Origin of the sequence: Micromonospora sp. NPDC050276, from assembly GCF_044459545.1 — a bacterium.
GTDB lineage: Bacteria > Actinomycetota > Actinomycetes > Mycobacteriales > Micromonosporaceae > Micromonospora.
On record NZ_JBITJA010000013.1, the window covers coordinates 80,588 to 94,709 of the forward strand.

The 14,122-nt window shown below is 70.3% G+C and carries 11 protein-coding genes and 1 pseudogene; 1 reads left to right on the forward strand and 11 read right to left on the reverse strand.

The window, feature by feature from the left end; genetic code table 11:
- Positions 1-127: 127 nt before the first annotated feature.
- Positions 128-274, forward strand: coding sequence for a hypothetical protein (locus tag ACIBF8_RS25320; protein WP_396786120.1), 147 nt, complete (start codon positions 128-130; stop codon positions 272-274).
- Between the two features lie 54 nt (positions 275-328).
- Here the strand turns inward: ACIBF8_RS25320 and ACIBF8_RS25325 are convergent, their stop codons facing one another.
- The 11 genes and pseudogenes from ACIBF8_RS25325 to ACIBF8_RS25375 all read right to left on the reverse strand — a co-directional run bounded on the left by ACIBF8_RS25325 (position 329) and on the right by ACIBF8_RS25375 (position 14,053).
- On the reverse strand, positions 329-1,174 hold the full coding sequence (locus ACIBF8_RS25325; protein ID WP_396786122.1) for a helix-turn-helix domain-containing protein: 846 nt from the start codon (positions 1,172-1,174) through the stop codon (positions 329-331).
- 9 nt (positions 1,175-1,183) lie between these two features.
- Positions 1,184-2,020: an alpha/beta fold hydrolase gene (locus ACIBF8_RS25330; protein WP_396786124.1), complete on the reverse strand. Its 837-nt coding sequence runs from the start codon at positions 2,018-2,020 to the stop codon at positions 1,184-1,186.
- Positions 2,021-2,168: 148 nt separating this feature from the next.
- Positions 2,169-3,578: a GH1 family beta-glucosidase gene (locus tag ACIBF8_RS25335; protein WP_396786126.1), complete on the reverse strand. Its 1,410-nt coding sequence runs from the start codon at positions 3,576-3,578 to the stop codon at positions 2,169-2,171.
- Complete coding sequence (gene yicI / locus ACIBF8_RS25340) at positions 3,575-5,806, reverse strand: alpha-xylosidase (protein ID WP_396786127.1); 2,232 nt, start codon at positions 5,804-5,806, stop codon at positions 3,575-3,577. Before yicI ends, ACIBF8_RS25335 begins: the two co-directional genes overlap by 4 nt.
- Positions 5,803-6,690, reverse strand: a complete 888-nt coding sequence (locus tag ACIBF8_RS25345) for a carbohydrate ABC transporter permease (protein WP_396786130.1) — start codon at positions 6,688-6,690, stop codon at positions 5,803-5,805. The genes yicI and ACIBF8_RS25345 overlap by 4 nt, the downstream gene beginning before the upstream one ends.
- 1 nt (position 6,691) lies before the next feature.
- Positions 6,692-7,660: a carbohydrate ABC transporter permease gene (locus tag ACIBF8_RS25350; protein ID WP_396786131.1), complete on the reverse strand. Its 969-nt coding sequence runs from the start codon at positions 7,658-7,660 to the stop codon at positions 6,692-6,694.
- 67 nt (positions 7,661-7,727) lie between these two features.
- Positions 7,728-9,032, reverse strand: coding sequence for an ABC transporter substrate-binding protein (locus ACIBF8_RS25355; protein WP_396786133.1), 1,305 nt, complete (start codon positions 9,030-9,032; stop codon positions 7,728-7,730).
- A gap of 84 nt (positions 9,033-9,116) precedes the next feature.
- On the reverse strand, positions 9,117-10,166 hold the full coding sequence (locus ACIBF8_RS25360; protein ID WP_396786244.1) for a LacI family DNA-binding transcriptional regulator: 1,050 nt from the start codon (positions 10,164-10,166) through the stop codon (positions 9,117-9,119).
- Positions 10,167-10,610: 444 nt separating this feature from the next.
- A pseudogene (locus ACIBF8_RS25365) lies at positions 10,611-11,518 on the reverse strand (amidohydrolase family protein).
- Complete coding sequence (locus ACIBF8_RS25370) at positions 11,515-12,324, reverse strand: metal-dependent hydrolase (RefSeq protein WP_396786135.1); 810 nt, start codon at positions 12,322-12,324, stop codon at positions 11,515-11,517. The pseudogene ACIBF8_RS25365 and the gene ACIBF8_RS25370 overlap by 4 nt, the downstream one beginning before the upstream one ends.
- A gap of 103 nt (positions 12,325-12,427) precedes the next feature.
- The gene (locus ACIBF8_RS25375; RefSeq protein ID WP_396786137.1) at positions 12,428-14,053 is read right to left on the reverse strand and encodes a protein kinase; all 1,626 of its coding nucleotides are present in this window, start codon (positions 14,051-14,053) and stop codon (positions 12,428-12,430) included.
- Positions 14,054-14,122: the final 69 nt, after the last annotated feature.

The following is a 14,122-nucleotide window of genomic DNA, read 5'->3' on the forward strand; positions in this document are numbered from 1 at the left end:
TGGCATTCGGTGGCGACGGAGGGCGTCGGCCACCCGGCCCTCAAAGGTCAACTCTCGCTGGAGCGCCACTGCGCAACGTCGCACTCGCTCATGGGAACGACGGTTCCCGGGCTGCTGGTCGTCCGTCTTGGACAGTTGTCAGCGGCGGCGGCTGCTCGGCGGCCTGGCGGACCAGTACGGGCTGGTCACCGCCTTCGCCCTTGAGCCGGTGCTGATCGGCAGCTGCGTGCTGCTGCTGTGGGGCGGGCTCCGTGCCCGCCGCGCCAGCAGGTGAGCCGAGGTTGTCCAGCAGCGACCAGACGAAGTAACCGCCGCAGCGCGTCGGGGTCTAGGTGGGCGAGGGGGCGGGCCACGCCACGTCGTCGATCGCGAGCCACGGCGCGGTGGCCAGCGCCGTGGGCGTCTGCGCGGCGAACTCCAACACGTCGCGGTGCAGGTGTGACTGGTCGACGTAGCCGCTCTCGGTGGCAACCGTGGCGGCGGGGTGGCCTGCGGCGAGAAGGTGCGCGGCGTGGTCGAACCGCACCAGGCGGGCGGCGCGTTTGGGTGTGATGCCCAGCTGGGCCCGAAAGCGGGACAGCAGGCGTTTGCGGCTCCAGCCGACCTCGTTGGCCAGGCTGTCGACCCGTAGCCGGCCTCGGCTGGTGCGGGTCCGCCGCCAGGCGTGGACGACCTCTGGATCGGCCGGTCGACGGGTGCCCAGCCGTCGGCCGAGGAGCTGCGCGGCGACGGCGAACCGTTCGTTCCACGACGCGGTGGCGCGCAGCCTGGCCTCCGCGCGTTCGGCGGCGCGGCCCCAGAGGTCGTCGAGGGAAGCCACCGCCCCGCAGATCTCCGTCGACCCGCCGAGCACGGCGGCCGCGACGACCGGGTCCAGCCGGATCTGGAGGCACTCGCCGAACCCTCGGCCCGTCGCCCGGAGGTCGCCGGGAAGCAGGCCGACGACGGCACTGCCACTTCTGTGCCGGCCGTCCACGGCGTAGGTGAGACCCGGTTCCTCGCTGAGGTCGACGAGCAGGGTGATCGACGGGTGCGCGACCATGGCGATGTCCACCGGTGCGCGGGCGCGGTGCCGGAACCCGGCCATCCGGACCCCCGACAGCCGGGCCGACGGGCGTGGCACCACCACGTCCACCAACGACCAGTCGAGCGGGGTCGTCCCCATCGGGCGCATCTGCCGAGTCTAGGCAGTCGGAGTCGCCGGCGGGGTGTCCGCGGCCGGGGCCGTGAAGCCCAGCAGCAGCCTGCTGGTTGCCTCGGGCGCCTCCAACATGGGTACGTGTCCGACGCCGGGCAGCAGCTCGACCCGCGCCTTCGGCACTGCGTCGTACCGGTGCGCCGACGACGGCTCCCAGCGGGGGTCGTCGCCGCCGAAGACCACCAGCACCGCGACGTCGAGAGCGCTGAGGCGCTCGGGCACGTTCCGCTCCTCGATGTACGCGCCGTAGGCGCGCAGCATCGATCTCAGCCCGCGGTAGGTGAGGTGTCGGACGTCGCTGACCAGATCGTCCGGAACGTCGACCGGACGCGCGCAGGTGACGCTGATCCCCCTACGAATCATGGCGTCCGATCGTCGCGCCCAGAGCAGTGGACCGAGCGGCGGCGCCAACAGGGCCCGGAGCAGGGCCGGCTGTGGAAGCAGAGCGTCGGGGCCCGGGCCGGTGCTGACCAGTGCGAGCGAGCGCACCAGGTCCGGGCGTCGTTCGGCGAGCGCGGTGGCGGTGTAGCCGCCGCTGGAGTGCCCGAGCGCGACGACGGGCCGGACGCCGAGGTTGTCGAGCACCGCCGCCACCCGGTCCGCCTGGTCGGGCACCTCGTACGACGGCGGGGCCGGAGACCGGCCGCAGCCCGGGAGGTCCACCCGGATGACGTGGTGATGGCGGGCGAGCGCGGGAAGCACCGGATTCCAGGAGGCGCCCGACATCCCGGAGCCGTGGATCAACAACAGCGGTGGTGCCTCCCGCGGACCGTCGTGCACCACGTGCATGCCCGGCGACTGCGTAACGTCGTACTCGCTCATGGAAACGACGATGCCCGGGGCCCCGGTCGTCCGTCTTGGACAAATGTCATCGTGGGTTTAGTCGGGTGCCGGCGAGGGTGGCCACCGAAACGACGTCGCCGCCACCAGCCCGTTGGCGGGCGGGTGACGGCGACGCGTCAACGGTCGGTCAGTCCTGTGCCTGGTCCAGCTTTCCGGTGGCGGCGAGCCGCTGGTACCAGTGCGCGCTGTCCTTCCAGGTGCGGACCTGGGTGTCGTAGTCGACCCGGATGATCCCGAAGCGACGGTCGTAGCCGTAGCCCCACTCGAAGTTGTCCAGCAACGACCAGACGAAGTAACCGCGGACGTCCGCGCCCTGCGCGCGGGCGTCGGCCATCGCGCCGATGTGCCGACGCAGGTAGTCGATCCGCCGGTCGTCGTGGATCCGGCCGTCGGCCGACACCACGTCGTCGAACGCCGCGCCGTTCTCGGTGATCATCATGGGCTGGCTCGGGTATTCGCGCTGAAGGCGCAGCAGCAGCTCGGTCAGCGCCGGCGGGTCGATGTTCCAACCCATCGCCGTGTACGGGCCGGGCTGCGGCAGGAAGTCGACGTTGTCCGCGCCGACCCACGGCGACGAGGTCGACGCACCGTGCCCGTCGGCGTCGGAGCGGGCCGACACTCCGTCCCAGGCCCGGACCAGGGTGCTGGAGTAGTAGTTGACCCCGAGCACGTCCAGTGGCACCGCGATCAGCTTCTCGTCACCCTCGCGGACGAACGACCAGTCGGTGACGGCGGCGGTGTCGGCCAGCAGGTCGGCCGGGTACGCCCCGTCCAGCATCGGGCCGAGGAAAGCCCGGTTCGCCAACGCGTCGATCCGCCGGACCGCGTCCTGGTCGGCGGCCGAGTCGGACGCGCCCCGCACGACGTGCAGGTTCAGCGTCACCGACAGTTCGGCGGTCGGGGCCAGCTCCCGCACCACCCGGCCGGCCAGGCCGTGCGCGAGGTTGAGGTGGTGCACCGCGGCCAGTGCCGCCGCCGGCTCGGTCCGACCCGGCGCGTGCACGCCGGAGGCGTAACCCAGGTACGCCGAGCACCACGGCTCGTTGAGCGTCGTCCAGGTGTGCACCCGGTCGCCCAGCGCACCGACGATGCCCGCCGCGTACTCCTGGAAGCGCAACGCGGTCTCCCGCGTCGCCCACCCGCCGGCGTCCTCCAACTCCTGCGGCAGGTCCCAGTGGTACATGGTGGCCACCGGGCGGACGCCCCGTTCCAGCAGCCCGTCCACCAGCCGGGAGTAGAAGTCGATGCCCGCCTGGTTGAACCGGCCCGAGCCGCCCGGCTGCACCCGGGGCCAGGAGATGGAGAACCGGTACGCGCCCAGCCCGAGGTCCGCGATGTGCCCGAGGTCGTCGGCCCACCGGTGGTAGTGGTCGGCGGCCACGTCACCGGTGTCACCGTTGAGCGTCCGACCGGGCGTGTGGCTGTAGGTGTCCCAGATGGACGGCCCGCGCCCGTCCTCGGTGACCGCGCCCTCGATCTGGTACGCCGCGGTGGCCGACCCCCAGACGAAGCTCTCCGGGAAGTGGTGTTGCGTCATCGTTCTGTCCCCTGGATCTCGCAGATGTAGCCCGTCGAGGTGCCGGCGACCAGTTCGGCACTGGCCGTCCCATCCTCGTAGCGCACGTCGAACTCGGCGCCCGGTCCGTCGCCGGGTGACGGTACCCGTACCCGGACCCGCTGCCCCTCGGCCGGTGCGTACAGCCGCAGTCGCACATCGTCGGCCCACTCGTAGTCCGGTCGGTCGGTGCGGGAGCCGAACGGGATGACCGAGCCGGGACGGGCCAGCACCGGCAGGCTGTCGAAGCCGTGCTTCTCGGTCACCCAGGCCGGGCCGGTGACCTGCGCGCCGGTGACCAGGTGCGTCCAGGTGCCGGCGGGCACGTAGTACGTGACGTCGCCGTCGGCGCTGAGCACCGGGGCGACCAGCACGTCCGGGCCGAGCATGTACTGCCGGTCCAGGTGTGCCGTGGCCGGGTCGTCCGGGAACTCCAGGAACATCGGCCGCATCATCGGCGTCCCGTCGCGGTGTGCCTCCTGCGCGGCGCCCGCCAGGTACGGCATCAGGCTCAGCTTCAGGTGGGTGAAGTGCCGCAGCACGTCGACGGCTTCGTCGTCGTACGCCCACGGCACCCGGTACGAGCCGGACCCGTGCAACCGGGAGTGCGAGGAGAGCAGCCCGAAGGCGACCCACCGCTTGAACACCGCCGGGTCGGGGGTGCCCTCGAAACCGCCGATGTCGTGGCTCCAGTAGCCGAAGCCGGACGCCGCCAGGGACAACCCGCCGCGCAGCGACTCGGCCATCGCGACGAACGTCGACTCGCAGTCGCCGCCCCAGTGCACCGGGAACTGCTGCCCGCCGGCGGTGGCCGAGCGGGCGAACAGCACCGCCTCGCCCTTGCCGCGTTCGGTCTCCAGCAGCTCGAAGACGGCCTTGTTGTAGAGGTAGGAGTAGTAGTTGTGCATCCGCTGCGGGTCGGAGCCGTCGTGCCACACCACGTCGGTCGGGATGCGCTCACCGAAGTCGGTCTTGAAGCAGTCGACGCCCATGTCCAGCAGCGCCTTGAGCTTGCCGGTGAACCAGCTGACCGCGTCCGGGTTGGTGAAGTCGACAAGCGCCATGCCGGCCTGCCACTTGTCCCACTGCCAGACCGAGCCGTCGGGGTTGCGCACCAGGTAGCCGGCCTGCCGGCCCTCCTCGAAGAGGTACGAGCGCTGCGCGATGTACGGGTTGATCCAGACGCACACCTTCAGGTCGCGCTCGTGCAGTCGGCGCAGCATCCCCTCCGGGTCGGGGAAGGTCGCCGGGTCCCAGATGAAGTCGACCCAGTGGAACTGGCGCATCCAGAAGCAGTCGAAGTGGAACACCGACAGCGGCAACCCGCGCTCGGCCATCCCGTCGACGAACTCGGTCACGGTCTTCTCGTCGTACGAGGTGGTGAACGACGTGGACAGCCAGAGGCCGTACGACCAGGCGGGGATTCGGGCCGGACGCCCGGTGAGCGCGGTGTACCGGCGCAGCACGTCCTTCGGGTCGGGCCCGTCGATGACGTAGTAGGTGAGTGTCTGACCCTCGACGCTGAACTGGGTCTGCGTGACGACCTCGGAGCCCACCTCGAACGAGACGTGCTCCGGGTGGTCCACGAAGACGCCGTAGCCGGCGCTGCTCAGATAGAACGGGACGTTCTTGTACGCCTGCTCGCTGGCCGTGCCGCCGTCGGCGTTCCAGATGTCGACGGTCTGCCCGTTCTTGACGAACGGGCCGAAGCGCTCACCCAACCCGTACACCGTCTCACCGACCCCGAGGGCGAGCCGCTCGTGCACGTGCCGGCGGCCCTCGGCGTCGGTGACGATGCCGATGCTGCGCCCGGTGGATGCGGTGATCACCCGATCGCCGTGCAGGAAGTCGACCCGCCACCCGTCGATGAGCGCGACCCGCGCGGTCAGCTCGCCGGTGGTCAGCGTCGCGCTGAGCCCGGTGACGTCGACGGTGACCGGGTGCGTCTCGTCGGTGCTCAGCCCGAAGTGCGGCTCCCGGGGCAGCCCTCCGGTGTGGTGGGCGATGGTCACCCCGATGACGCCGGGGGCGGGGGAGAAGAACCGGACGGTGACCAGGGGCCGGTTGAGGGTGTCGCCGCGCCCGGTGAGCTGACCGGTCGGTGCGAAGACGGTGAAGCCGCGCTCGTCCGGCTCGACCGACTCCACGGTGCCGGGGCGCAGGACGCTGACGCCGGGGCGCAGCTGCCAGTACCCGTCGGTGAACTTCACTTCTCGGCTCCTGCCGTGATGCCGCGCGCGAGAGTGCGCTGGAAGATGAGGAAGAAGAGGATGGCCGGCACCAGGCTGATCAGCGCGCCGGCGTTGGTGGTCGGGGCGTCCATCAGTCGGTCGCCCTGCAACGACGCGAGCGCGACCGGAATGGTCTGCGTCTGGTTGTCGATCAGCATGACCAGCGGGATGAGGAACTCGTTCCACGTCCAGATGAAGAAGAAGATGAGCAGCACCGCGAGGGTGGGCCGCAGGTTGGGGAAGACCACCCGCCACAGCACTGTCCACTTGCCGGCGCCGTCCAGTGCCGCGGCCTCCAGCAGTGAGCGTGGGAACGTGCTCAGCACCGAGGCGAGCAGGTAGGTGCCGAACGCGCTCTGGATCACGGTGAAGATGATGATCACCGAGAGTTGGGTGTTGTAGAGGCCGATCTGCTTCGCCACGTAGTACAGCGGGTAGATCAGCGCCTCCTGCGGCAGCATGTTGGCCAGCAGGAAGAGACCCACGATCCACAGCCGGCCGCGGACCCGGCCGATACCCAGCGCGTACGCGTTGAGCAGCGAGACGGCGACGCCCAGCACGGCCACGGAGCCGGCGATGAGCGCCGAGTTCCAGAGCTTGAGCGGGAAGTTGACCTCGGTCCAGTAGGTGCGCAAACCCTTGGTGTAGAACTCCGTCGGCCAGCTCAGCGGGCCACCGGACGAGTAGTCTCCGGGCGACTTGAACGCGTTGAGCAGCATGAACGCGAACGGCACCAGCATGACGAGCGCGCCGAGGGTGACCAGGGCGAGCACCACCCAGCGGCTGGCACCGCGGTGGTGCCGATCGCGTACGGGTCGGGCCGGCGTCACCGGTGTGCTGCTCGGTGTGAGCATGACGGCCATGTCAGAACCCCCGGTCCCGGCGCTCGCTGCGGGCCTGCATCCAGATGAAGATCCCGGCCACCACGACGATGATCAGGGTCAGCACGGTGGAGATCGCGGAGCCGTAGCCGACCTGCAGCTTCTTGAAGAACGTGTAGTACGCGAAGTAGGACGGCACGTTGGTCGCGTTGTCCGGGCCACCCCGGGTCAGCGCGAAGATCGGCCCGAACACCTTCAACGCGGCGATGGTGCAGGTCAGGGCCACAACGAAGGTCTCCGGCCGGATCTGCGGGAGGGTGATCGCCCGGAACCGGTGCAGCCAGTTCGCGCCGTCGACCTCGGCCGCCTCGTACAACTCGGGGTCGACCCGCTGGAGCGCCGCCATGAAGACGACCACCGGGTAGCCGATCTGCACCCAGATCATCACCGCCATGACGGCCGGCAGTGCGGTGCCCGGGTCGCCGAGCCAGTCGTGGCGGAGCGCGCCGAGACCGACCGCGTCGAGGAGGCTGTTGAACGCGCCGTCGGGGCGGAGGATCCAGCCCCAGACGATGCCGGCCACCACCACGGGCAGCACCTGCGGGAGGTAGAACGCGGCCCGCAGGGCGGCGGCGGTGCGGGGCTTGAACCGGCGGCCGATGACGTCGAAGAGCACCGCGGCGAGCAGCAGCCCGAGCAGGGTGGGCACCACGACCATCGCGACGAGCATCCAGACGGTGTTGCGGAACGACGCCCAGAACACGTCGTCGTGCAGCAACTGCTGGTAGTTGTCCAGGCCGACCCACCGGGGGTCGCCGATGCCGGACCACTTGGTCAGCGACAGGTAGAGCGTGCCGATCAGCGGTGCCCCGATGACCAGGAGAAAGAGCGTCGCTCCGGGGAGCAGGTAGAGCCAGTACGCCGCGTTGCGGCCGCGGCGTCTGCGGCTGGGCGCGGGCGGGGTGGGCGTCGCGGCCGGTGGTGTGGCGGCGACGGTCTCGGAGACTGCCATGGAAGATCCTTCCCGGCGGGGCGGGCGGGCGCGCCGGTGGTACCGGTCGCGCCCGCCGCTCGCCGTGTCACTTGCCGGTGATCTCCTTGACGCCATCGGCGTACGGCTTGGCGATCGTGTCGAGGACCTGGTCGGGCGTCTTCGAGCCGTTGATCAGACCCTGGAAGCCGGAGACCAGCACGTCGTAGTAGCCGGGGACCGGCCAGTCCGGGTAGAAGGCGAGCCCGTCCTGCTTGCTGACCGTGTTGAAGTCCTCGATCAGCTTGCGGTCCTTCGGGTCGGTGATCTTCGACGGGTCGGCGGCCACCGGCACACCACCGTTGTTGCCGATCAGGTCCTGGACCTCCGGACGCAGGGTGATGTCGATGAAGTCGTACGCCAGGCTCTTGGCCTTGCTGTTCTCCGGGACGACCCAGAGGTTGCCGGACGAGCCGGCCTGCAGGGTGTTGCCGGGGAAGAGGAAGGTGTCCCAGTTGGCCTTCATCTCGGCCTTGAACCGGCCGTACCACCAGCTACCCGAGACGATCATCGGAACCTTGCCGCCGATGAAGGCGGTGCCCATGTCCTCGGCCTTGAGGCTGGCCGAGTTCTTGGCGACGTAACCCTTCTGGACCCACTGGGCGAAGGTCTCCGCGCCGTACTTGAGCGGGTCGGCCTTGAAGTCGACCGGGTTCTTGTAGAGCTGGTAGTTGTCGACGAACTGCCGGTCGCCCTTGGAGAGGGCGAGCTGGTAGAAGAGCTGCCCGGCCGGGTATTCGGCACCGGCCATGCCCAGCGGGGTGATGCCCTTGCCGACGAAGGTGTCCATCGCGGCGGTCATCTCGGCCATGGTGGTCGGGACCTTGACGCCGTTCTGCTGGAACAGGTCCTTGTTGTAGTAGACCGTGACGTACTCGCCGTAGTTCGGCACACCGAACCACTTGCCCGAGCCCATCACACCCTTGTCGCTGTAGCGGGCGGTGGTCTGCAGGCTGGGGCTGAGCTTGCCGGCCCAGCCGCGCTTGTCGGCCTCGCTGCTCAGGTCGGCGAGCAGGCCCTGGGAGGAGAGCAGGCCCGCGGTCGCGTTGCCCTTGTTGTACTCCATGATGTCCGGGCCCTCGGACGAGTTGATGATCATGCCCGCGTTCTGCTGGATCTGCTCGAACGCCTTGCGCTCGAAACGCACCTCGACGCCCGGATGCTCGGACTTGAAGATCTCGATCGCCCGGTTCCAGCCGACCCCCATGGCGCTGTTCTCGCTCTCGTAGTGCCAGAGCTTCAGGACCTTGGCGTCGCTGTTGTCCCCGTTGTCACCACCGCCGCAGGCGGCCACGGTGGTCGTCGCGGTCGCCGCCAGGGCGATCGCGGCGACGAGCCGGTGGAATCGCTGCATTACTATCCTCCTCGTTGAGTACTAGCCGGTACTTCACGGGGCCCGTCGTCGCGTTGCAGCGCGGTGGCGGGCCGTTTTCGCTGGTCAGCCCCCGTCGCTCGACGAGGGACCAGAGGGAACCAGTGCCGGCCGTCGTGGCGCGGCAGTCGATCCCCGGATCTCCAACGTGCACGGAAGCAGTTGCTGGTGACGCTGGTCGGCGGGGCCATCCAGGTGGCGGGTCAGCGCCTCGATCGCGATCCGACCGAGCGCCGAACCGGGCGACGTCATCGCGGTCAGCGCCGGGGTGGCCAACTCGGCGACCTGCGGCGAGGTGACCATCGAGACGACGGAGACGTCGTCGGGCACGGACAATCCACGACCGGTCAGCTCGCCGAGGATGCCGAAGATCGCCGTCTCGTTCATGGCCAGCACGGCGGTCAGCTCCGGGGCCTGCGCGAACGCCGCGGCCAGGGCTGCCCGCCCGCCGGCGGCGCTGTCCTCGGCCGCGATCATCACCGGGTCCAGGCCGTGCCCGGTCATCGCCGCGGTGAAGGCGTCACGGGTACGCAGCGCAGGCCCGTAACCGCTGGCCAACGTGGCGGCCGAGTGGTTGACGTAGACGATCCGCCGGTGCCCGAGGCCGACCAGGTGCGCGACGGCCTCCCGGACGGTCTGGTCGAAGTCGATGTCGACGTAGGAGAGCGCGCTGGTGTCGCCGGTACGGCCGATCAGCACCAGCGGCACCCCGGCCTCCTGGAGCACGGTGACCCGTTCGTCGGCCAGCTGAACCTCCATCAGCACGACGCCGTCGAGCATCCGCTGGCTGGCCAGCCGACGCAGATCGTCGAGGTTGCCCCCGCCGACCGGCGAGAGCACCAGGTGGTAGCCGGCGACACTGGCCGCCGCGGCGGCGCCGGTGACGAAGGCGGTCTCGGTGGCACCGAGACCGCGTTCGTCCATCGGCATCAGCAGGCCGAGAATCCGGCTGCGGCGGCTGGCCAGCCCTCGGGCCATCGCGTTGGGCTGGTAGTCGAGCTCGGCCATCGCGGCGAGCACCTTGTTACGGGTGGCCTGCGAGATCGGCCGGGCGCCGGTGAGCACGTACGAGACGGTGCTGACCGAGACCTGCGCGAGGCGGGCGACGTCGTGCATGGTGGCCACCGCGCACCTCCTCCGGCCTGGGGTGGGACCGCTCCCGAGCTTCGTCGAAGCGTTTCGACGAAGCGGTTCGACAGGACGCTAGGCCACCTGTTACGGCGACGTCAATAGCCGATGTCGAAAAGAATTCACGCCAACTCCGTCACCCCCGCGCCCACCCCCGCGCCGCGCCCCCGCGCCCTGCCCCCCGCGCCCCGCCCCCCGCGCCCCGCCCCCGCGCCCCGCCCCGTCGATCATGGAATTGTGGTGGGTGACAAAGGACCCGTAAACCTCCAAACCGGGCACCACAACTCCATGATCGACGAGCCCAACCTGGCCCGGGCTCCGCGATCTTGCACTTTCTGTCCCGACCTAAGGTGCATATCCACCCATGTCGACAACAGAAACCGCAAGATCGGCGCGGTCCTCTGGCTGACACACGGCGTGTCCTGTTGTTGGTCAGGTCAGGTCGAAGAGGGTGGCGGCGTTGTTCCAGCAGACCGCGCGTAGCCAGTCGTCGCCTAGGTCCAGTCGGGCCAGGCCGGTGAGCTGGTCGGCGTACGGGTACGGGATGTTCGGGAAGTCGCTGCCCAGCAGCACCTTGCCGGCCAGCCCCAACTCGCGCAACCGGGGCAACTCGTCGGCGGGGAAGGGGATGAACTGGTCGAAGAAGGGCGTGAACGCCATGGTGGTGTCCAACCGGACCGCTCGTACGTCTCGGCGAGGTCCAGGAAGGCCCGGTAGTCCGGGGCGCCCAGGTGTGCCACCACGGCGGTCAGCCGAGGGTGGCGGGCGAGGAGAGCGGTGAACGGGTCCGGGCCGGTGTGGGCGGTGCCCACCGGTGCGTGCCCGGCGTGCACCACCACCGGCACACCCGCGTCGGACAGCATCCCCCACACCTGGTCGAGCGCCGGATCGGTCGGTGCGAAGCCACCGACCTGGAGGTGCACCTTGAACAGCTGGGCGCCAGCGGCGAGGGCAGCCTCGACGTACCCGGGGGCGTCCGGCTCGGGGAAGAACGTGGCCGACGGCAGGCAGCCCGGGGTGCCGCGGGCGAACTCCAGGGTCCAGCGGTTGAGGTCCGCCGCCATGCCGGGCCGGTGCGCGTACGCCAGGGCACTGAACGCCCGCACCCCGAGCCGGCGCAGGTGCGCCACCCGGTCGGGGTCGCTCCAGCGGTAGCGGATCGGCCACTCGGTACCGACCAGCGGCCCGGCGGCGTCGAAGTAGGCCCACACCCGACGCAGCAGTCGCGGCGGCAGGAAATGCACGTGTACGTCGGCGAGACCGGGCAACCCCAGCGCGCGCCAGAACTCCGGAACGCGGTCGTCCGCGGCCGGCGGGAGCGCCGGGGCCGGACCGGTCATATGTCGATGTCGAACCGGCGCAGCACCGAGGGCGCGATCAGGCCGACGGTCGCCAGTGCCGAGATGGCGGTGAGCGCGAGGCGCATTCCGACCACTTCGGCCTTGCTGCCGACGCGCAGGGCGATGCTGTTCGGCAGACCGACCATCATCCACATCCGCCGCTTGATCGGGATCGGCCAGAGGATCGGTACGCCAGCTCGGGTGATCATGTCGCCGAGGATGTGCACGAAGCAGCCCACGCCCAGCGCGGTGCCGATCAGCGGATAGCCGCGTCCGCCCGGCAGGTTGGCGAAGGTGAACCAGGCCGCCCCGGCCGACGCGAGCGTGATGATCACCCAGCCGGCCCGCTCGGCCCACTCGTCGAACAGCCCGCGCAGTGCCAGGCCGAACATGAAGAACAGGATGGTGATGACCGCCCACTTGCCGTACGCGGCGCAGAGCGCGGTGGTGCCCCAGCCGACCAGCACGGTGAACGGCAGCGTGTGGGTCAGCGTCCGGTGCCCGTTGTTGCGGCGCGGATCCCTGCTGAGCTTCGTGGCGTAGTAGACGCCGAGGGACACCTTCTCCATCACCTCGGCGGCGAAGAGCGAGAAGACCCCGAAGGTGCGGGCCACGGTGGCCCCACCCTGGTTCTTGGTCACCTTGCCCGACATGTCGAGGTCGGGAAAGAGCGCGCCACCGGCGCACACCGCGGTGCCCACCGCCAGCGCGAGCGGCGACTGGTGGTAGTCGGCGAACTGCTCCAACGCCCAGGAGCCAGCCAACCACACCGCGGCGCCGGACAGCGCGTGTTGCGGTCCCATCATCTCGGCTCACCCTCCCCAGGGATCTTGAGCGCCCAAAACTACGCCACTGTAGTCAGCGTCAGCGCCGCAGGGGCATCACCCGGAAGGTCCACATCGGACCGAGTCACAGGGCGGGGGTGAAGCTCTGCCGGATCATCGGCAAGTATGCCGCGTTGACCTGCCAGTCGAACTCTTCTGTCAACCACGAGACGGTGTAGGAGCGGTCGGCCGAGGTGTTGGCCAGCAGCCGGAAACTGTGCACCGGAACGCCGAGGGCGTTCTGCCAGCCGCACTCCCACACCGCGCCACCCTGGAAGATGTCCATCGCGGAGATGTCCACCTTGCGATAGCCCGGTAGCGACTCGCTCGCGGTCAGCCGTGCTTCCTCAGCCTTCCAGTACGCCACCGGGTCGGTGCGGGCCGGCCCCGCCTCGACGCTGAGCACCCGGGACCCGCCGGACTTTCGGAAGCAGGTCGCCGGGCCCTCGGTCCAGCGCGCCCAGCCCACCGGCGCGGCGATCCGGAAGCCGGTGGGGTCGTCGTACCAGGTCCAACCCTCGCGCAGGCGGTACTTCGCGTCGGGGGGCGGAGACACCGACGCCACCGGGGTCGCCGTCAACGGCGGTGCCGACGCACAGGCGAACGCGGCCGGCCGGGAGGTCGGCGCACCCCCGCCGGCGCCGGACGGCGGGGTCTGCTGGTCGTGTCGGTTGAGCAGCGCCAGCGTGACACCCCCCGCGACGAGCAGGGCGGTCGCCGCACCGCCCAGCGCGGTCAGGCGTCGTCGTCGGCCGTGCCGGCTCGGCGGGCGCGGGGTCGGTGTCGCCGGTACGCCGGGCGGGGCCACCGGCTCGACCGGGTGGGACGCGATGGCACGGCCGGCGCTGAGGACCGCCGCGACCGCCGAGGACCGGACCGACCCGGCCGACTCGTCGTGGCTCGCCGCGGCTCTGCCCAGCAACGGCTCGGCCTCCAGCGCGGTCAACCGTCGCCAGGGGTCGCGTTGCAACAGACCGGTGAGGACGGGACGCAACGGACCGGCCCGCCGCATCGGATCCGGTGGTTCGGTGGCCAGCGCGCTGAGTGTCGCCATCGCGCTCGACCGCGCGTACGGCGACTGCCCCTCGACCGTCGCGTAGAGCGTCGCGCCCAGCGACCACATGTCGGTGCGCGCGTCCGACACCCCCTCGCGGGCCCGCTCGGGGGCGACGAACTGCGGTGAGCCGAGCACGGTGCCGGGGCCGGTCATCACACCGTCGCCGCCGTCGAAGGTGGCCAGCCCGAAGTCGGTGAGCACCACCCGCCCGTCGTCGGCCACCAGCACGTTGTGTGGTTTCACGTCGCGGTGCAGCACTCCGGCGGTGTGGGCGGCCCGCAGCGCGGCGAGCACCGCCAGCCCGATCCGGGCGGTGCGCTGCGGACTCAGTGGCCCCTCGGCGCTGATGATCTGCTGCACTGACCGGGACGGCACGTACTCCATCACGATCCAGGGGTTCTCCCGGTCGTGCACCACGTCGTAGATGCGGACCACGTTGGGGTGGTTGAGCCGGGCGGCGGTGCGTGCCTCACGCAGGGTCCGCAGCCGCAGCTCCTCGCGTTCGGTCTCGGCCAGGAAGGACGGCGGCACAACTTCCTTCACCGCCACGTCGCGATGCAGCATCTCGTCGCGGGCAAGCCACACCCGGCCCATTCCGCCGGTGCCGACCAGGTCGAGCAGCCGGTACCGACCCGCGATCAGCAACTGATGCACGGTCGCTCCCCCTCGGTCACCCCGGGTTCCACGATAGCCACCAATGCTGGCTTAATCATCCACTGAGCG

Excerpts from the sequence above, each read along its gene's own strand:
- ACIBF8_RS25325 (WP_396786122.1), bottom strand. The coding sequence starts at position 1,174 with ATGCGCCCGATGGGGACGACCCCGCTCGACTGGTCGTTGGTGGACGTG.
- ACIBF8_RS25330 (WP_396786124.1), bottom strand. The coding sequence starts at position 2,020 with ATGAGCGAGTACGACGTTACGCAGTCGCCGGGCATGCACGTGGTGCAC.
- ACIBF8_RS25335 (WP_396786126.1), bottom strand. The coding sequence starts at position 3,578 with ATGACGCAACACCACTTCCCGGAGAGCTTCGTCTGGGGGTCGGCCACC.
- ACIBF8_RS25345 (WP_396786130.1), bottom strand. The coding sequence starts at position 6,690 with ATGGCCGTCATGCTCACACCGAGCAGCACACCGGTGACGCCGGCCCGA.
- ACIBF8_RS25350 (WP_396786131.1), bottom strand. The coding sequence starts at position 7,660 with ATGGCAGTCTCCGAGACCGTCGCCGCCACACCACCGGCCGCGACGCCC.
- ACIBF8_RS25355 (WP_396786133.1), bottom strand. The coding sequence starts at position 9,032 with ATGCAGCGATTCCACCGGCTCGTCGCCGCGATCGCCCTGGCGGCGACC.
- ACIBF8_RS25360 (WP_396786244.1), bottom strand. The coding sequence starts at position 10,166 with ATGCACGACGTCGCCCGCCTCGCGCAGGTCTCGGTCAGCACCGTCTCG.
- ACIBF8_RS25370 (WP_396786135.1), bottom strand. The coding sequence starts at position 12,324 with ATGATGGGACCGCAACACGCGCTGTCCGGCGCCGCGGTGTGGTTGGCT.